The sequence below is a fragment of the Vagococcus xieshaowenii genome, assembly GCF_004792515.1.
GTDB lineage: Bacteria > Bacillota > Bacilli > Lactobacillales > Vagococcaceae > Vagococcus_A > Vagococcus_A xieshaowenii.
In genome coordinates this window covers 1,350,745-1,370,000 of record NZ_CP038865.1, presented here as the reverse complement: position 1 = coordinate 1,370,000, position 19,256 = coordinate 1,350,745, and the positions used below count along the sequence as shown (strand labels likewise).

The 19,256-nt window shown below is 33.8% G+C and carries 19 protein-coding genes, 1 tRNA gene and 1 rRNA gene (1 of these 21 running past the window's edge); 19 read left to right on the top strand and 2 right to left on the bottom strand.

What is annotated here, in order from left to right:
- Together rrf and E4Z98_RS06585 are read left to right on the top strand one after the other, a co-directional pair.
- Window positions 1-32 (top strand): 5S ribosomal RNA (gene rrf, locus E4Z98_RS06590); it begins 84 nt to the left of the window's first position.
- Between the two features lie 4 nt (window positions 33-36).
- Window positions 37-110: transfer RNA gene (locus E4Z98_RS06585), tRNA-Asn, on the top strand.
- Between the two features lie 111 nt (window positions 111-221).
- Here E4Z98_RS06585 and E4Z98_RS06580 read toward each other — a convergent pair.
- A complete protein-coding gene (locus E4Z98_RS06580) occupies window positions 222-332 on the bottom strand; it encodes a DUF4044 domain-containing protein (protein ID WP_135253466.1) in 111 nt (36 codons plus the stop codon).
- Between the two features lie 159 nt (window positions 333-491).
- Here E4Z98_RS06580 and E4Z98_RS06575 point away from each other — a divergent pair, with 159 nt between their 5' ends.
- The 17 genes from E4Z98_RS06575 to ileS all read left to right on the top strand — a co-directional run bounded on the left by E4Z98_RS06575 (window position 492) and on the right by ileS (window position 18,494).
- Entirely contained in the window at window positions 492-869 is a 378-nt protein-coding gene (locus tag E4Z98_RS06575; protein ID WP_135253465.1) for a DUF3397 domain-containing protein, read from the top strand.
- A 92-nt stretch (window positions 870-961) separates the two neighbouring features.
- On the top strand, window positions 962-1,393 hold the full coding sequence (mraZ, locus tag E4Z98_RS06570; RefSeq protein ID WP_135253464.1) for a division/cell wall cluster transcriptional repressor MraZ: 432 nt from the start codon (window positions 962-964) through the stop codon (window positions 1,391-1,393).
- A 21-nt stretch (window positions 1,394-1,414) separates the two neighbouring features.
- Window positions 1,415-2,371 carry a 16S rRNA (cytosine(1402)-N(4))-methyltransferase RsmH gene (rsmH, locus tag E4Z98_RS06565; RefSeq protein WP_135253463.1) on the top strand — a complete coding sequence of 319 codons (957 nt, stop codon included), beginning with the start codon at window positions 1,415-1,417 and terminating at the stop codon, window positions 2,369-2,371.
- Between the two features lie 15 nt (window positions 2,372-2,386).
- Window positions 2,387-2,776 (top strand): septum formation initiator family protein, encoded by a 390-nt coding sequence (locus tag E4Z98_RS06560; protein WP_135253462.1) that lies wholly within the window; start codon window positions 2,387-2,389, stop codon window positions 2,774-2,776.
- Window positions 2,776-4,605 carry a penicillin-binding transpeptidase domain-containing protein gene (locus tag E4Z98_RS06555; RefSeq protein WP_135253461.1) on the top strand — a complete coding sequence of 610 codons (1,830 nt, stop codon included), beginning with the start codon at window positions 2,776-2,778 and terminating at the stop codon, window positions 4,603-4,605. The genes E4Z98_RS06560 and E4Z98_RS06555 overlap by 1 nt, the downstream gene beginning before the upstream one ends.
- Window positions 4,606-4,638: 33 nt before the next feature.
- Entirely contained in the window at window positions 4,639-5,610 is a 972-nt protein-coding gene (gene mraY, locus E4Z98_RS06550) for a phospho-N-acetylmuramoyl-pentapeptide-transferase (RefSeq protein WP_135253460.1), read from the top strand.
- Between the two features lie 12 nt (window positions 5,611-5,622).
- Window positions 5,623-7,005 (top strand): UDP-N-acetylmuramoyl-L-alanine--D-glutamate ligase, encoded by a 1,383-nt coding sequence (gene murD / locus E4Z98_RS06545; protein WP_135253459.1) that lies wholly within the window; start codon window positions 5,623-5,625, stop codon window positions 7,003-7,005.
- Window positions 7,005-8,096: an undecaprenyldiphospho-muramoylpentapeptide beta-N-acetylglucosaminyltransferase gene (gene murG, locus E4Z98_RS06540; protein ID WP_135253458.1), complete on the top strand. Its 1,092-nt coding sequence runs from the start codon at window positions 7,005-7,007 to the stop codon at window positions 8,094-8,096. The genes murD and murG overlap by 1 nt, the downstream gene beginning before the upstream one ends.
- 13 nt (window positions 8,097-8,109) lie before the next feature.
- Window positions 8,110-9,444 carry a cell division protein FtsQ/DivIB gene (locus tag E4Z98_RS06535; RefSeq protein ID WP_135253457.1) on the top strand — a complete coding sequence of 445 codons (1,335 nt, stop codon included), beginning with the start codon at window positions 8,110-8,112 and terminating at the stop codon, window positions 9,442-9,444.
- Between the two features lie 137 nt (window positions 9,445-9,581).
- Complete coding sequence (ftsA, locus tag E4Z98_RS06530; protein ID WP_135253456.1) at window positions 9,582-10,919, top strand: cell division protein FtsA; 1,338 nt, start codon at window positions 9,582-9,584, stop codon at window positions 10,917-10,919.
- Window positions 10,920-10,942: 23 nt separating this feature from the next.
- A complete protein-coding gene (gene ftsZ, locus E4Z98_RS06525; protein WP_135253455.1) occupies window positions 10,943-12,196 on the top strand; it encodes a cell division protein FtsZ in 1,254 nt (417 codons plus the stop codon).
- A gap of 12 nt (window positions 12,197-12,208) precedes the next feature.
- Complete coding sequence (locus E4Z98_RS06520; protein WP_135253454.1) at window positions 12,209-12,880, top strand: YggS family pyridoxal phosphate-dependent enzyme; 672 nt, start codon at window positions 12,209-12,211, stop codon at window positions 12,878-12,880.
- A 25-nt stretch (window positions 12,881-12,905) separates the two neighbouring features.
- Window positions 12,906-13,562 carry a cell division protein SepF gene (locus E4Z98_RS06515; protein WP_135253453.1) on the top strand — a complete coding sequence of 219 codons (657 nt, stop codon included), beginning with the start codon at window positions 12,906-12,908 and terminating at the stop codon, window positions 13,560-13,562.
- A gap of 22 nt (window positions 13,563-13,584) precedes the next feature.
- Entirely contained in the window at window positions 13,585-13,845 is a 261-nt protein-coding gene (locus E4Z98_RS06510; protein ID WP_342353553.1) for a YggT family protein, read from the top strand.
- Between the two features lie 29 nt (window positions 13,846-13,874).
- The gene (locus E4Z98_RS06505) at window positions 13,875-14,663 is read left to right on the top strand and encodes a YlmH family RNA-binding protein (RefSeq protein WP_135253467.1); all 789 of its coding nucleotides are present in this window, start codon (window positions 13,875-13,877) and stop codon (window positions 14,661-14,663) included.
- 5 nt (window positions 14,664-14,668) lie between these two features.
- Entirely contained in the window at window positions 14,669-15,391 is a 723-nt protein-coding gene (locus E4Z98_RS06500; RefSeq protein ID WP_135253452.1) for a DivIVA domain-containing protein, read from the top strand.
- 310 nt (window positions 15,392-15,701) lie between these two features.
- Window positions 15,702-18,494, top strand: a complete 2,793-nt coding sequence (ileS, locus tag E4Z98_RS06495; RefSeq protein WP_135253451.1) for an isoleucine--tRNA ligase — start codon at window positions 15,702-15,704, stop codon at window positions 18,492-18,494.
- 61 nt (window positions 18,495-18,555) lie between these two features.
- Here ileS and cbpA read toward each other — a convergent pair whose 3' ends face one another.
- On the bottom strand, window positions 18,556-19,206 hold the full coding sequence (gene cbpA / locus E4Z98_RS06490; protein ID WP_135253450.1) for a cyclic di-AMP binding protein CbpA: 651 nt from the start codon (window positions 19,204-19,206) through the stop codon (window positions 18,556-18,558).
- Between the last annotated feature and the right edge of the window lie 50 nt (window positions 19,207-19,256).

The window sequence follows — 19,256 nt, the reverse complement described above, 5'->3', positions numbered from 1 at the left end:
TTTCCCCCTGTGAGAGTAGGACGTTACCACGCATAATCCGGCATAGCTCAGTTGGTAGTAGCGCATGACTGTTAATCATGATGTCGTAGGTTCGAGTCCTACTGCCGGAGTAATCAATAATACTTTATTAGTAGCTAATAAAAATGAGCTAGAGGACTGAGTCTTCTAGCTCATTTTTTATACACAAAAACAGTTGAATAGATAATCAACTGTTTTTGTTATTACATATTCATTGCGGCAATAATTACTGAAATGACAGCAGAACCTATCGTAGCAATCAGCATTAACCAAATAACTACTTTTTTTATTGTATCGAATTTTGATTTTTTCATTAATGAGCACTTCCTTATAATTTCTATCTTAATATTAGCCAAATATAAAGGTAGAATCAAGTCTTTTTAAAAATATAAACTATTTACAATGATTTTGAAATAGATTTGTAATGCTATTAGTGTAAGATAAATATAACTATAGAAAGAAGGATCTTTAAAATGAACACAATGACTCCTATGTTGTTTTTTTGGATTTTTTATCCGTTTATTATGATGTCTGCCAGCCATTTTATTGTAAAAAGATGGTCTTTATTACAAAGATATCAACTTAGAACGTCAGATATTGCAACACCATTATTATTTATTGGTTTACATTATTTATCTGATGAAATATTCTCTATTTCGATCACGCCCTACATGTTTATGATTGTGTGTATTATCGGGATTGTTATCGCAGTTATGCACGCCTATTTTTATGGTGATATACATTATAAATTTTATTTTAAAATGTTTTGGCGATTTACATTCCTTATTAGTTTATTGGTCTATTCCTTTTTAATTGTATACGGTTTAATTAGACTAATAAACGGTTTTTAGTTCACTAAATTTATAAAACTTTGTTAATCAGGTGGTAGAAAGTGGGGGAATGTGGTAGACTATTCTTATACAGTGGGGAGGGGGAGTCTATCATGTTTATGGGCGAACATCGGCATAACATCGATTCAAAAGGTCGTTTAATCATGCCAGCAAAATTTCGTGATGATTTAGGCGATAAATTTGTTTTGACACGTGGTTTAGATGGATGTTTGTTTGGCTACCCTATGCAAGAATGGCAAGAACTTGAAACAAAGTTAAAAGAATTGCCTATTTCAAAAAAAGACGCGAGAACTTTTGTACGTTTTTTTTACTCTGCTGCAACAGAATGTGAATTAGATAAACAAGGTAGAATTAATATTCCATCTTCATTGAGAGAACATGCGATGATTGAAAAAGGATGCGTGATTATTGGCGTATCTGATCGTATTGAAATTTGGAGTGAACAAAAATGGCAAGATTATTCTGATGAAGCTGAGAATCAATATGATGATTTAGCTGAATCAATGATTGATTTTGGATTTTAGTTAATTTAGAGAGGATAAAATATGGTAAAAGAATTTAACCATATCACCGTATTGTTAAATGAAACGGTAGATAATACAATTACTGATCCGGATGGGATTTATGTAGACTGTACATTAGGTGGTGCAGGACATAGTGAATTGTTATTATCTAAATTGTCTGATAAAGGACATTTGTATGCATTTGATCAAGATCAAACGGCGATAGACCACGCAAAAGAAAAATTAAAACAATATATAGATAAAGGGCAAGTCACTTTTATTAAAAGTAACTTTCGTTATTTAAAGGAAGAACTAACGAATTTGGGTATTACTCAAGTCGATGGTCTAATTTATGATTTAGGTGTTTCTTCCCCTCAATTAGATGAAATTGAAAGAGGCTTCAGTTATCATAATGATGCCCAGCTAGATATGCGTATGGATCAACACGCCGATTTTACAGCAAAAGATTTGGTGAATACATATACATATGAGCAATTAGTTAAAATTTTCTACAGATACGGGGAAGAAAAATTTTCTAAACAAATTGCTCGTTTGATTGAAAAAAAACGTATGGAACAACCAATTGAAACGACAGGAGAATTAGTTGAAATTATAAAAGAAGGGATACCTGCACCTGCTAGAAGAAAAGGTGGGCATCCTGCAAAGAGAATTTTCCAAGCGATTCGTATTGAAGTTAATGATGAACTTGCTGTAGTTGAAGAATCTTTAGAACAAGCTATCGATTTGTTGAAAATAGGTGGTAGGGTAGGCGTTATTACCTTCCATTCACTTGAGGATCGTTTGGTGAAAAATATTTTTAAAGAATATAGTCAACCAAAAGATGTACCACATGGTTTACCGATGATACCGGATGAATACCAACCTAAACTTAAATTGGTGAATAGAAAGCCGATTTTACCAAGTGATGAAGAATTACAAGCTAATAATCGTGCGCGTAGTGCCAAATTACGTGTTGCACAAAAGCAGAATAGTAAGTAAAGGAGAGCAGAAATAATGGCTGAGCAAAGAAGTTTTGATGTAATTGAACAAGCTGTTAATGAACCTGTTGAGTTATCTGTTATAGAAACATCAACAGAAAATGTTGACTTTAGTCAACCCATTTCTAGGCTAGAGCGTATTACTAAAATTGAAAAATTATTAGTTGCGACTTTAATTGTTTTTTTTGTAATCCTTTCTGCACTTACTGTTCAAATCTCAAATCGAGTTTCTCAATATGAAAATGAAATTTCATCAATTGAATCGAAAAATAGTGGAATTAAACAATCAGTGACTGAATTGGAACAAGAAAAAACTGAGTTGTCTAGAGTGGACAAGCTAAATGAAATAGCAAAACAAGCTGGATTAACTAAACATGAAGATAATATAAGGAATGTGACAGACTAATGTGGGAAAAATGGCAGAATTTTATTCAAAGAAAAGGATTAAATCCTATTGTTAATCGAAAAAAATTCTCTATTTTTTTGTTTTTTGTAACAATTGGCGTTTTTTTGCTATTTATTGCTAGATTTTCTTATGTAGTACTAATTGGCAGAGTCGGTAATACTTCTTTAAGTGATAAAACTCAAGAATTGTATCAAGGAAGTAGCGTAATTAAGGCTAAAAGAGGTACCATTTATGATCGAAATGGTAATATCATTGCCGCAGACGCTACTTCCTATTCGTTGTATGCTGTACTAGATAACACTTACTTAGGCATCGCAACGAATGGTAAAAATGGTTCAAGAGAAAAATTATACGTAGAAGATAAAAACAAAGAAAAAGTAGCAGAAGTTATTGCAAAAAACACAGATTTAGAGAAAGAATATGTTTTAGATCAACTGAATCAAGACTTAAAACAAGTAGAATTTGGTAATGGTGGGAAAAATTTAACCCTTGAAACAAAAAACAAGATAGAAGAATCTTTAGATGCTGATGGCATTAAAGGGATATATTTTACTGAGCAACAAGCAAGAGTTTATCCTAATGGTATTTTTGCTTCTCATTTAATTGGTTATGCACAAAATGATGGTGAAGATAGTATGACAGGGCAAATGGGAATTGAAAAAGCTGAAAATGAAACTCTTTCTGGTAAGAATGGTAAAGAGACGTATTTAAAAGATAGTGCTCAACGCAAAATTGCAGGATCTGTAGAAGTTGAGAAAAAAGCTGTAGACGGTAAAGATATTTATACAACATTAGATTTGAATTTGCAAGTACTGTTGGAAGATTCAATGACTGAAGTTCTAAAAAAATTTCCTGATCAAGATGATATGACGGCTATGTTAGTTGAAGCAAAAACAGGCAACATCGTAGCAGCTTCACAGCGTCCTACATTTAATCCAGAAACAAAAGAAGGTTTAGAAAAGCAAGATGATGAAACAGATATTTGGTCAAACTTGTTAATTCAACGACAATATGAACCAGGATCAACAATGAAAGTTTTTACAGTTGCGACCGCTTTTGAAAATGGTATATTGGATCCTAATGCTTATGTTAAAACAGGTGTTTATGAATTCGAAGATGGGACTAAAATATATGACTGGAATAAAGAAGGAGAAGGGACGATTACCTATCGTCAAGCGTTTGCCTTTTCTAGTAATGTGGCAATGGTTAATTTAGAAACACAAATGAAGGACAAATGGGTAGAATCATTAGATAAATTTGGTTTCAATAAATTAACAGGTACTAATTTATTAAATGAAGTACCAGGCTATCTTCCAGATATGTCTAATAGTGTAGATTCTGCGATTACATCTTATGGTCAAGGTATTTCAGTTACACCTTTCCAAATGATTCAAGCATACACGGCTATTGCAAATAATGGTACGATGTTAAAACCTAATTATATTAGTAAAGTAGTCGACAGCAATGGTGAGATAAAAGAAATGCCAGTGAAAGAAGTTGGTAAACCAATCAGTGCTGAAACTGCTAAGAAAACATTAGATATGATGACATCTGTGGTTGAAGATCAAACATATGGTACAGGAACTTCTTATGGAATAGATGGTTACCGTGTATCAGCAAAAACCGGAACAGCCCAAGTATTTGATAACAGTACAGGTAAATATTTTGAAAAAATTTATATTAACTCTGCTGTTCAAATTGCACCAACAGAAAATCCAGAATATATCATGTTTGTAACAACCAAAGGGGACGGGGAACAGGCTTCGACAATTATTTCTTCGGTTTCAAACAAAGTATTAAAAGAAGCATTAGATAGAAAATTAAAATAAAATTTATTGGTAAAATAGAATTGAGGGTTAAGTATGGAATGGACAAAAATTTTTTTACCAATCGCTATTAGCTTTGCGATTACGGTAACTATCATGCCGTTTTTCATTGGATATTTCCAACTGAAAAAACATGGACAACAAATTAGAGAAGAAGGACCTAAGTGGCACAATAGTAAGGCAGGAACGCCTACAATGGGTGGCGTTGTTTTCTTAATTGCAACAGTGATTACGTCATTTGTATCAGCTCTTTTTGTGGAAAATATTATCACCACCACATTGTTGAGTTTACTTTTCATCTTAGTATTATATGGAATTGTTGGTTTTTTAGATGACTTCATTAAAATATTTAAGAAACGTAACATGGGATTAAACTCTATCCAAAAGTTAATTACTCAGATTATTGGAGGCATCATTTTTAGTATTAGCTATGCTAAATTAGGAGGTGCGCATTCTTTAGATTTACCTATTATTGGAGAATTACCTTTAGGTGTAGTAATTTACAGTATCTTCATCATCTTTTGGCTAGTTGGTTTTTCAAATGCGGTTAACTTAACAGATGGTTTAGATGGTTTGGTTGCTGGATTAGGAACGATTTCTTTTGCAACATACGGATTAATTGCTTGGAAACAAGAGCAATTCGATGTCCTTGTGATTTGTTTAACCATAATTGGTGGTTTACTAGGCTTCTTTATGTATAATAAAAAACCTGCAAAAATCTTCATGGGTGATGTCGGTTCGTTAGCTTTAGGCGGTTTACTAGCGGGTATCTCAATTATGTTACATCAAGAATGGACGTTATTATTAATCGGTCTTGTTTATGTAATTGAAACACTTAGTGTCATGTTGCAAGTTGCTTCATTCAAATTGACGGGTAAACGTTTATTTAAGATGGCGCCTATTCATCATCATTTTGAAATGCTAGGATGGTCTGAATGGAAAGTGAATATTGTATTTTGGTGTGTCGGATTAGTGATGTCAGTCATCACGTTATTTATTCTTTATTAGGAGTTGAGTAGGATGAAAGTTATTAGCAATTATCAAAATAAAAAAGTACTGGTGTTAGGTTTAGCAAAAAGTGGGACAACAGCGGCTAGACTACTCCATCAATTAGGGGCAATTGTCACCGTTAATGATGGAAAGCCATTAGAAGAAAATATAGAAGCACAAGAACTTTTAGAGTTGGGTATTAAGGTAATTGCTGGTAGTCATCCTATTGAGCTGTTAGATGAAGAATTCGAATTGTTAGTAAAAAATCCTGGAATTCCTTATACTAATCCTATGATTCAAGTAGCTTTGGAAAAACAAATTCCAGTGATTACAGAAGTAGAATTAGCCTATGAAATTTCTGAAGCACCTATTATTGGAATTACCGGAACAAACGGTAAAACAACCACGACAACCATGATTAACAACTTATTAAATGCTGATAAACAAACGCCATTTGCATTTGTTGCAGGAAATATCGGTCAAGTTGCTTCACAAGTAGCTCAAGAAGTATCAAAAGATAATGTGATGGTAACAGAATTGTCAAGTTTCCAATTAATGGGGATTGAAACGTTTAAGCCTAAAGTTGCGGTAATTGTAAATATTTTTGAAGCTCATTTAGATTATCATGGTAATCGAGAAGAATATGTTAAAGCAAAATGGGAAATCCAAAAAAATATGACAGAATCAGATTATTTGATTTTGAATTATAATCAGGAAGAATTACGATTATTGGGACAAAGAACAAATGCAACAGTCATTCCATTCTCTACCAAAGAGAAGTATGCTGAAGGTGCTTATGTTGAAAATGACAAGATTTTCTTCAAAGAGGAATTTATTATGTTAACTCATCAAATAGGCGTACCTGGTGAGCATAATGTTGAAAATGCTTTAGCAGCCATTAGTGTGGCAAAATTATACAACATTTCTAATGAAGAAATTATTACGGCATTATCTACCTTTGGTGGTGTTTCTCATAGAATGGAATTTGTTGGTAATGTATTAGGACGTAAAGTATACAATGATTCAAAAGCAACAAATATTCTTGCAACACAAACCGCTTTAAGTGCGTTTAAGGACAAGAAAGATAAAGTTATTCTTATCGCAGGTGGATTAGACCGTGGTAATGATTTTGTTGAGCTAGAGTCATCTTTAGAGAATGTGAAAGCTATTTCGTTATACGGAGAAACAAAAGATAAGCTTGCAATATCAGCTAAGTCTGTTGAGATTGTTCACATTTCCATCAATGATCATTTAGATGAAGCCGTAAGACATGCATTTGAATATTCTGATGAAGGAGATATTTTATTATTTTCTCCCGCATGTGCTAGTTGGGACCAATTCAAAAATTTTGAAATCCGTGGCGATCAATTCAAACAAGCAATTAAAAATATAGAAGAAGAGTGGAATAATTAATGAGATTATTAGTTTCTGGTGGAGGGACGGGTGGACATGTCTATCCGGCTCTTTCTTTAGTTAAATATGTAAAAGAAGTAGAACCTGATTCAACCTTTATGTATGTTGGGACTCAAGGTGGACTTGAAAGTACAATAGTAAAAAATGAGTATTTACCATTTGCATCCGTTGATATTCAGGGATTTAGAAGGAAGTTAACGTTTGAAAATGTGACCACAATCAAAAAGTTTCTTAAGAGTATCAAAGATAGTAAACGCATTATAAAGGAATTTCAACCTGATGTCGTAGTAGGAACGGGTGGTTATGTATGCGCACCTGTTGTCTATGCTGCACATAAATTAGGTATTCCAACACTAATTCATGAACAAAATAGTGTGCCAGGAGTGGCAAATAAATTTTTATCACGATATGTTGATAAAGTTGCCGTATGTTTTGAAGATGCCATAGAATATTTTCCAAAAGAAAAAGTTGAATTAACAGGTAATCCTCGTGCGCAAGAAGTTGCAGGTTTGAAACCTGATAATTATTTGACGGATACTTACCAATTAGACTCCAATAAAAAGACTGTTTTATTATTTGGAGGCAGTCGAGGTGCCAAAACGATGATGAATGCTGTAGAAGAAGCCGTCAATGAGTTAGAAAAAAAAGATTATCAGACAATTGTAGCAACGGGTAACATCTATTTTGAGTCAATTAGTGAACACATTGACTTGTCTTCATTAAAAATGGTAAAAATTGTGCCCTATATTGATAATATGACACAAGTATTAGCTAATATAGATTTAGTTGTGAGTCGAGCGGGCGCAACCTCTATTGCTGAATTTACCGGGATGGGATTACCTTCGATATTAATTCCAAGTCCTAATGTTACCAATGATCATCAAACAAAAAATGCTATGTCTCTAGTTAGAGTTGGTGCTGCAGAAATTTTGAAGGATAGTGAACTTACAGGTCAAACATTAGTTTCTTCAATTGATGCGATCATGAAAGATGAAGAAAGATTAAAAAATATGGCAGTTGAATCAGAAAAAATTGGCTATCAAGATGCTACGACACATTTATATCAGCTATTAAAAGCCTTACAAAAGTAGGAGGTGCTGATAAATGACAGATAAATCAGAGAAAAAGACGATAGGGAATGTTGATACATTAAATGATTCAAACGATGTGAAAAAAGTAGAAAAAGAGTTTTTTGAAAATCTTACACCGTGGCAAAAAGAGAACTTGAAGTATTTACAAGAAAATGGTGAGGAACCAAAGTGGATGGATAAACCTGAAGAAGAATCCAAACCTAAACCGTTAAGTTTTGATAAGAAAAGCCTTGAAGAACTGATAGAAATGAAGCAAGAACAAAAGATGAATAGCACCACTAACTCAGAAAAAAGTGAAGCTCAAGATCCAAACAACACAGGGGATATTTCAATAGACAAGGATTCAACAGAAGAGACATTATCTTCTGTTGAATCCAAAGATAATGTCTTAGACTTAAAAAAAATTCTTAAGGAAACAGTTGCCGACGAATCCGATATAGCTTATGAATCAGAAATGCTAAAAAAAGAAACATTTGCAGATAAACTGCCTAAGATTAGACAAGAAAGACGTCGTAGAATGTTAAAAAGATTGTCGCTGATTTTAAGCATGTTTTTGCTAGTTTTACTATTAACAGCATACTATGTTTCCCCTTATAGTAAGGTACAAACATTAGAAATTGTGGGGAATAGTTCGGTCACTAAACAAGAAATTGCTTCTGCGACGGGGCTAAAAAAGAATGAGTTTTTCTGGAATGCTTATTTAAATGAACCAATCATCGATAATATCAAAAAAGCTTTACCAAGAATTAAATCTGTTGAGAAAAGTATTTACAATGTCAATAATATTAAATTAAATGTAACAGAATATAATGAGCTTGCTTATGCAAAATTTGAAGGAAAGTTTTATCCTATTCTTGAGAGTGGGAAAATTTTGGATAAAGCAGTTACTTCTCAAAATAAATCTTTTACAGTGTTTACTAATTTTTCAAATGATAAACAATTAGAACGAATGTTAACAATTTATCTAAACATGGAAGACAAGATAAAAAATAACTTAGATGAAGTTGTGTTAAATCCTTCAGGAAAAGTTAGAAGTCGTATCGTACTGAGGATGAAAGACGGTAATCAAGTGATTGGTTCAATAAAAGACTTAGGCGATAAGATTGTTTACTATCCTGAAATTTCTAAAGAAATGACGGAACCTGGTGTGATTGATATGGAAGCAGGGATTTTTAGTTATTCCTATACCTCAAAGGAAGCTAGTGAAAAATTAGCAGGACTTGGAGTCGTAGATAAAAAAGAAAGCAATAAAGAAACCAAAGAAGATGAAACCACGGTTGAACAAACAAATATGGCGGATTCTGAAGATAATGATGAATTAATTGATGAATTACAAAATAATAATTAATTATTTACATAATCTTATTTTCTAATATTCATATATTATGGTAAAATTAATAAGAGTAGGTTCTAGAAAAAATTATTAAATAAGCTAAAAATACTCATCATCAATTACTAGATAAAATGTAGGAGGGAGACCCCGTTATGGCAAACACAGGAATTTATGTTGGCCTAGATATTGGTACTACATCCATTAAAGTTGTAGTCGCTGAGTACATCGAGGGACAGGTTAATATTATTGGTGTCGGAAATGCGAAGTCTGAAGGATTAAGCAAAGGAATTATTGTTGACATTGATAAAACCGTAACATCAATTAAAAGAGCAATTAAGCAAGCAGAAGAAAAATCAGGTATCCAAATTAGACAAGTTAGCGTGGGACTACCAGCTAATTTATTAGAAGTGGAAAAATGTGAAGGAATGATTGCGGTAAGTACTGATTCTAAAGAAATTACTGATGAAGATGTCCGTAATGTGGCAAAAGCAGCAATTATTCGTTCTATTCCACCAGAACGTCAAATCGTTACACTTATTCCAAGAGAATATAAAGTAGATGGTTTTGATGGTATAAAAGATCCACGTGGTATGATTGGTGTGAGATTAGACATGAGCGGTATCGTCTATACTGGACCAAAAACCATTGTTCATAATATCCGTAAGTGTATTGAAAAAGCAGGTTTACAATTAGAAGAATTAGTTATTTCTCCACTTGCGTTATGTGAAGCGATTCTTTCAAATGGTGAAAAAGAATTTGGAACAATTGTTATAGATCTAGGTGGTGGTCAAACGACAACTGCTGTAATTCATGAAGGACAATTGAAATTCACTCACGTTGAGCAAGAAGGTGGAGAATACGTAAGTAAAGATATCTCTGTTGTATTGAATACATCAATTACTAACGCAGAGGCATTAAAAATTAATTATGGTGACGCGTATCCTGAGCGAACTAATCCAAGCGAAGAGTTCCCAGTTGAAGTGGTTGGTCAAGAACAACCAATTAAAGTGGATGAACGTTATTTATCAGAAATAATTGAAGCACGTATGGAACAAATATTCACTAAGTCTAAAGAAGTACTCGAAGATATTGACTGTTTAGATTTGCCAGGTGGCATTATCTTAGCTGGTGGTAATGCAAGTATTCCAGGTGTAGTAGAACTTGCTCAAGAAATTTATGGCGTAAATGTAAAGCTACATGTTCCAAATTATATGGGATTACGTAATCCTGCATTTACTAATGCAATCAGTATCGTAGAATATGTTGCTCAATTAAGTGACATTTACCAAATTTCTAAAGATGCAGTTGAGGGACCTAAACGTACAATGGCTAGACCACAGGTTGAAGAAAGATATGTACAACCAACGACACAATTTGAACCAACAATTGAAAAAGAAGAAGTATTTGAAGATGTAACTGAAGAAGACGATAAATCAGTCAAAAAAATTACAGAAAAAGTTAAAGGATTATTCTCAAATATATTTGATTAATTCAAACGGGAGGAAATAGCGAAATGGAATTTACATTTGATAACCACATGGAAGACGGAGCTATTATCAAAGTTATTGGAGTTGGTGGTGGTGGCGGAAACGCTGTTAATCGCATGATCGAAGAAGGCGTTAAAGGCGTTGAATTTATCGTAGCGAACACTGATGTTCAGGCTTTAAGAGATAGCCATGCCGAAACATTAATTCAATTAGGACCTAAATATACTCGTGGTCTTGGTGCGGGTTCACAACCAGAAGTTGGTCGTAAAGCAGCTGAAGAAAGCGAAGAACAAATTGCAGCTTCTTTAGAAGGAGCTGATATGATCTTTATTACCGCTGGTATGGGTGGTGGAACAGGAACAGGTGCAGCACCTCAAGTAGCTCGTATTGCTAAAAATCTTGGTGCTTTAACAGTTGGTGTTGTTACGCGTCCATTTAGTTTTGAAGGACCAAAACGTGGCCGTTATGCAGCAGAAGGAATTTCTGAATTAAAAGAAAATGTTGATACATTATTAATCATTTCTAATAATCGTTTATTAGAAGTTGTAGACAAGAAAACACCTATTTTAGAAGCATTTAAAGAAGCAGATAATGTGTTACGTCAAGGGGTACAAGGAATTTCTGATTTAATTACAGCACCTGGTTATGTTAACTTAGACTTTGCTGACGTTAAGACTGTTATGCAAAATCAAGGAACTGCTTTGATGGGTATTGGTTCAGCAAGTGGTGAAGATCGTGTTATTCAAGCGACTAAACAAGCTATTTCATCACCACTATTAGAAACATCAATTGATGGTGCTGAACAAGTCTTATTAAATATTACGGGTGGTTTAGACATGACACTATTTGAAGCACAAGATGCTTCTGATATCGTGACAGCTGCTGCTGATGGTGATGTTAATATTATCCTAGGTACTTCTATTAATGAAGATTTAGCTGATGAAATTGTTGTTACAGTCATCGCAACTGGTATTGACCCATCAAAAAAAGAAAACAAAGGTCGTTCTAAATCTAGAACAGCACGTCCTCTAACAAATACAACAACAACTACACCGCGTTCTACACAAGAGTTTGAACGTGTAAAAGTAGAACCTGTTGAAGAAGAGTCAGCTTTTGGCGAGTGGGATATTCGCAAAGAGCCTATCCAACGTAATGTGATGAGTGATTCTCAATTTGATACAATTGAAAAGAAAGAAATGGAAACATTCAGAACAGAAGCAGATAATGCAACTGATGATGATGAATTGAGTACACCTCCATTCTTTAGAAGAAGAAAATAAGAAGTAGAAAAAATGAGTCTTGAAAAGAATTTGAATTTAGTAAAAGAATCAATAAGTCAAGCGTCTATTCAATCATCAAGACATCAAGAGGTAACGTTAATTGCAGTTACCAAGACTGTGTCAAGTGATGTTGTGAAAGAGGCAATTCAATTAGGTTTAAGTCATTTTGCTGAAAATAGATCTGAAAAGTTAATTGAAAAACAAGAAGCATTAGAAGATTATCACACGTTCACTTGGCACCTGATTGGTACGTTACAAACAAGAAAAGTCAAAGATGTCATTAATAGAATTGATTATTTTCATGCACTAGATAGAATAAAAACTGCCCAAGAGATTCAGAAAAGAGCTACTAAGACGATAAATTGTTTTGTACAAGTGAATGTATCTGGTGAAATAAGTAAGCAGGGGATTAGCTTAGATGAAGTTGAGCCGTTTATTAGAGATTTAGCTCAATTTTCTGCAATCAATGTGGTTGGTTTGATGACAATGGCTCCTAACGGTGAAGAACCTGAAAAAATAAAAGAATACTTTGGTAAATTAGCGTTAAAGCAACAGGAAATTGCTAATTTAACTATGAAACATGCACCCTGTACCGAACTTAGTATGGGGATGAGTAAAGATTATCCTTTGGCGATTAGTCAAGGAGCAACATTTATCAGAGTGGGGAGTCAATTGTTTGATTAATAAAGATGAAAAGTAGGTGTTTGGGATGAAATTTGCATCAGCTGGTGAAAATATAAAGAAATTTTTTGGACTAGATTTTGCTTTAGATTTAGAAAACGAATCATCTAACCATGCTGAAGTGGCACCCCCACTTCAAACGACTAAGCAACCTATAGAGAAAAAAGTATTTCAAAGTCAAAAAGAAGTATCTAAACCTGTCCCTAACAAAACAACGACAAAAAACAATTCTGAAAGATTATTAAAGAAAGAAAAAATTGTCGGTAATAAAGTGGCAACTATTACACCACCTAGTATTGATCCAGTTAGAGAGAATAATATTTTGAGTATAGAAAATGCTGCAAATACAGTTAACACAAAAACACCTAGACATACAGCAAACAAGAAAACAACAACAAATGTTAGTAATGATTTGGTTAAAAAAGTTACAATATTTGAACCAAGAACGTATGCTGAGGTACAAAACATTGCAAATGCATTTTTTAGAAATGAAATTGTTATTGTCAAATTTAATTTGGTTGAAGAATCGCAGGCAAGAAGAATTGTTGATTTCTTGACAGGGGCTGTATTTGCCTTGGATGGAGATATTCAAAGATTAGATAGTGAAATGTTTATTTGCACACCAAGTCATTTAGAAGTTGACAGTGACACTGCGGATAGCTTACTAAAAAGTCATTTAGTTTAAGAATGGGAAAGTTGGTAATACGGTGTTATTTTTGATTAGCGTACTTAGAAATTTGGTTAGTATTTATACAACCTGTTTAGTCTTATATGCATTGATTTCTTGGTTTCCAGGTGGATACCAAAGCAAGTTTGGACAATTTTTGACCAAACTTTGTGATCCCTACTTAAGATTTTTTGATCGATTTAATTTATCTTTTGGAGGGGTAAGTTTTAATATTGTAGTGGCAATTTTTGTCTTACAAATAATTGAAAGAGTATTGTTAAGAATTTTATTAGGCTATTAATAAAAACAATAAGAGGAGGATGGTTGTCGATGGAAAAAAATGTTTATCAACATTTTCGCAAAGATGAGCATCCTTTTATTGATATGGTTGAGAATTGGGCTGCTAAAGTTGAACGTGAATACGCCCCTTTTTTAACAGGTTTTTTAGATCCTAGACAGTTCTATATTTTAGAATCAATTGTTAGAAATCAGAGTCAAGGATTGAAAATTAGTAGTTTTGGTGGATACGAAGGTGCTGAGAGAGTAAAAGCTCTTATTTATCCAGACTATTACGAACCTGAAATTGGTGATTATGAAGTTTTAACGTTTAATATTGAGTATCCTAAAAAATTTACTCAGTTGAAACATAGTCAAATATTAGGGACTTTAATGAGTCTTGGTATTAAGCGAGAACTGTTTGGTGATATCACAACCGATGGTGATAGTTGGCAAATACATCTAGATGAAAAGATGGCAAGCTTTGTTAATGGCCAATTTGATAAAGTAGGCAAGGTTGCTATCAGGCTAGAAATTGCGCGAGATGCAATTATTATACCAATCAATGAATGGGAAACATCTAATCATACAGTGAGCTCTCAAAGATTAGACGCAGTTATTTCAGAAGTATTTAATATTTCTAGGCAACGATCTAAATCACTGGTTGAATCTGGTAAAATAAAAGTCAACTGGATGCTATGCGAAAGAGTAGATACACTGGTAGAAGCTTTCGATATGATATCTGTCAGAGGTTTTGGGCGAATAAGAATTGATGCTATTGAAGGTAGAACTAAAAAAGATAGAATTAGAATAAACGTTTCAATGATAAATAATAAGAGGTGAATATTATGGCAGCGTTAAGTCCATTAGATATTAAAAACAAAAGTTTTTCAACAAAATTTAAAGGTTATTCTCCTGAAGAAGTAGATGACTTCTTAGATCAAATTATTGAAGATTATGAAGAATCTTTACGTAAGGTAAAAGAACTAGAAAAATCTTTAAAATATGCAGAAGAAAAATTAACGTATTTCAGTGAGTTAAAAGACACGTTGAATCAATCAATTATTGTGGCACAAAATACTGCAGATAAATTGAAAGATACAGCTACAAAAGAATCAAACATGTTAGTGACCGGTGCTGAAGCAGAAGCTAAACAAATCATGAACGAAGCTAATATAAAAGCGGAAAAAACAGTTTCTGAGGCCAATAGTTTAGCTAATGAAATTATTAGCAATGCTCAAAAGCAAGCAACGCAATTAGCTGTTGAAACAGATGATTTGAAGAAGAAAACACGTGAATTCCATCGTAATCTAGCATTAACGATTGAATCTCAATTAGAAATCGTTAAAAGTCCAGAGTGGGATGAAATTTTACGTCCATTCTCTTCATTTGTTGATGATCGTCACAGTAGTTTTAAAGATTTACTAGACAAAAAATTAGCAACTAATCATACCGACTCAGATGATACTGAAGCGTCTGAAGCAGATGATTATCTAGTAGAAGAAGGACATACTCAAGCAATTGATTTGAGCGAATTAACTCAGGAAGTTGAAGAAAAAGAAAATAACTAATATATTTAAAATAGTATCTGATTATGTTATGATAATCGGGAGTCATGAAATAGAAAAGCTTATGCTATATTTTTAGCGAACTAACGACAGTGAAAGGTTAGTAATCTCTGGTATAAGAAAGATCCTTCATGTAGGTACAGGTATGAACATTTATTTATTAGTACTTGTCGATTCATTCGCGTTAAGAATGACAAGAGCAACTTTAGCATTAATTGATGGAGACTAAAGTTGGAATTTGGGTGGTAACACGAGCACTTCGTCCCTTTATAGGGGTGGAGTGTTTTTTATGTTGAGAAGGAGAGAAGAACTGATGAAAATGAAAGAAACACTTCAGCTTGGAAAAACAGCTTTTCCAATGCGTGCTAATCTACCAAACCGTGAAGGTCAATGGCAACAAGAGTGGGAAGAGCAAAACATTTATGAAAAGAGACAACAATTAAATGAAGGTAAACCAACCTTTGTGTTACACGATGGGCCTCCGTATGCTAATGGAAATATCCATTTAGGTCATTCATTAAATAAAATTAGTAAAGATATTATTGTTCGTTCTAAATCAATGTCAGGATTCCGTGCACCTTATGTGCCAGGTTGGGATACACATGGGTTGCCAATAGAACAAGTATTAACGAATAAAGGCGTAGATCGTAAAAAAATGTCACGAGCAGAGTATTTAGAAAAATGTCGTGAATATGCGTTATCACAAGTTGATAAACAACGTAATGACTTTAAGCGTTTAGGTGTTTCAGGTGATTGGGATAATCCTTATATTACTTTAACAGCTGACTATGAAGCTGCGCAAATCCGTGTATTCGGAAAAATGGCTGAAAAAGGTTATATCTATAAAGGCTTAAAACCAATTTACTGGTCACCATCTAGTGAATCTTCACTAGCTGAGGCAGAAATTGAATATAAAGACGTTAAGTCACCATCTATTTTTGTTGTATTTAAAGTAAAAGATGGTAAAGGCTTATTAGATACTGACACGTCGTTTGTTATTTGGACAACAACACCTTGGACATTACCAGCAAACTTAGGGATTTCAGCTAATGCTGATTTTGACTACGTGGTTGTAAATGTTGAAGGTAATAAATATGTGGTGGCCAAAGAATTATTAACAACTGTTGCTGAAAAAATTGGTTGGGAAAATTATGAAGTCGTTCAAGAATTAAAAGGTTCTGATTTAGAATACATGACAGCACAACATCCTTTCTATGAGCGTGAGTCATTAGTGATGGTTGGTGACCACGTGACACTTGAAGCAGGGACTGGTTTAGTTCATACAGCACCAGGACATGGGGAAGATGATTACTTTGTTGCACGTCGTTATAACTTAGATGTCTTATCACCTGTTGATGGGCGTGGGGTTTATACTAATGAAGCACCTGGTTTTGAAGGGATTTTCTATGATAAAGCAAACCCAATGATTACGGAATTATTGGAAGAAAAAGGCGCCTTATTGAAATTAGACTTCTTTAGCCATAGCTATCCACATGACTGGAGAACGAAAAAACCTGTTATTTACCGTGCGACGCCACAATGGTTTGCTTCAATCGATAAATTTAGAGACAATATTTTATCAGAAGTAGAAAAAGTAGAGTGGATTATTCCTTGGGGTAAAACACGTCTTTACAATATGATTCGTGATCGTGGAGACTGGGTAATTTCTCGTCAACGTGCCTGGGGTGTACCGCTACCTGTTTTCTATGCTGAAAACGGTGAACCAATTATTACGCCAGAGACTATTGAACACGTAGCAAATTTATTTGCTGAACATGGATCAAAAATTTGGTATGAAAAAGAAGCCAATGAGTTATTACCAGAAGGCTTTACTCACGAAGGTAGTCCTAATGGCCAATTTACAAAAGAAAATGACATCATGGATGTATGGTTTGATTCAGGTTCTTCACATGAAGCAGTTTTACGTGGGCGTGAAGACTTAACGTTCCCAGCTGATATGTATTTAGAAGGTTCTGACCAATATCGTGGTTGGTTCAACTCAAGTATTACAACAAGTGTGGCAATTAACGAAGTAGCGCCATACAAATCAGTTCTTTCTCAAGGCTTTGTATTAGATGGTGAAGGCCGTAAGATGAGTAAATCTTTAGGTAACGTGATTATCCCTGAAAAAGTTATCAACCAAATGGGTGCTGATATTTTACGATTATGGGTGTCAAGTGTTGACTATGAAGCTGATGTACGTGTATCAATGGATATTTTAAGTCAAATTTCAGAAGTTTACCGTAAAATCCGTAACACTATGCGTTTCTTAATTGCCAATACAGAAGATTTTGATCCAACAACAGATCGTGTTGAGTACCGTGAATTACGTTCAGTTGATAAATATATGATGGTTCGTTTGAATCAAGTGATTGAAACAATTAAGACCAAAGGATACGAAGAGTATTCATTCTCAACGGTCTACAAGACAGTCGTAAATTTCTGTACAACTGAATTATCATCATTCTATTTAGATTTTGCTAAAGATGTTGTGTACATTGAAGGAAAAGATGATTTCAATCGTCGTTGCATGCAAACTGTGTTCTACGATGTTGTCGTTGCTTTAACTAAATTATTGACACCAATTTTACCTCATACAAGTGAAGAAATTTGGTCATTCTTGAAAGAAGAAGAAGACTATGTACAATTAGCTGAATTCCCAGAAGTGACACATTTTGAAGATGAAGCAGCTTTAATCGAAGAATGGGATGCATTTATGAGCGTTCGTGATGATGTATTAAAAGCATTAGAAGAAGCTCGTAATTCTAAGTTAATTGGTAAATCATTCGAGGCTAAATTAGTGTTATATCCTGATGAGGTAACAAATGCCTTGTTTACTAGCCTAAATGCAGATTTGGCTCAAATTTTAATTGTTTCTCAATTAGAAGTAATGCCAGTTGCAACGGAAGTACCAGAAGGCGCTATGACATTTGAAGGCTTATCAATTGTTGTAGAAAAAGCTGAAGGTGAAACATGTGATCGTTGTCGTGCGGTAAAACATGATGTGGGTAGTCACGAAAGTTTACCAACCTTATGTGATCGTTGTGCAACCATTGTTGAAGCAAACTTTCCAGAAGCTGTGACTGAAGGATTTGAAGCAAAATAAGGTCGAAAACTTGCGTTTAATAAAAAATTCACCTAAGAGATGATCTCCTAGGTGAATTTTTTTAGTTATTTGAGCGTTCTTTTTGTAAATCTTCGACTTCGATAACACCAAAGTTCTTTTTCTCTAAATGTTGAATGACTGTTTCCAGTGTTTCTTCTGTGGTATCAACGGGTAGAGTAAATAACATACGACGAATAAATTCATCTTGTCCAACATCTAACGTAATACAACTTGTGATACTTGTATGTTTAGAGATGATTTTAGAGATACTTGCTAGATCTCCGCGGTTACCAGTAGAGGCAACGGTCAATACATAGCGACCTTCATTAACATTCCATGATTGAGCTAAAATATTTAATAATTTACTATGTGTTAAGATACCATAGAATTGTTGGTTATTATCTAAGACAGCAATATAGGGTAATTCTTTAATAGTAAAGAAGATTTTAAAGAAAGAAGCATCAATGTTGATGAATTTTGTTGCATTTTTAAGTAAGTGGGTAACAGGTAGGCTCATGTCGCCGCCTTCTGATTTATGACGATAGATATGCATTTTATAAATGTTTCCACGGAAAATTTTGTCACCCTCATCTAATATAGGAACACAACGGTAACCTGAATCTTCTAAAATTTTTAAAGCATCTTCAAGTGTACAATTTTCATTAACAGTTGTTAAATCTTTTTTTGGAATACAGACTTGTTTAATTAGCATTATTTTTCCTCCAATCCTGTTCTAAGTCTATTCTATCAAATAACAAGAGT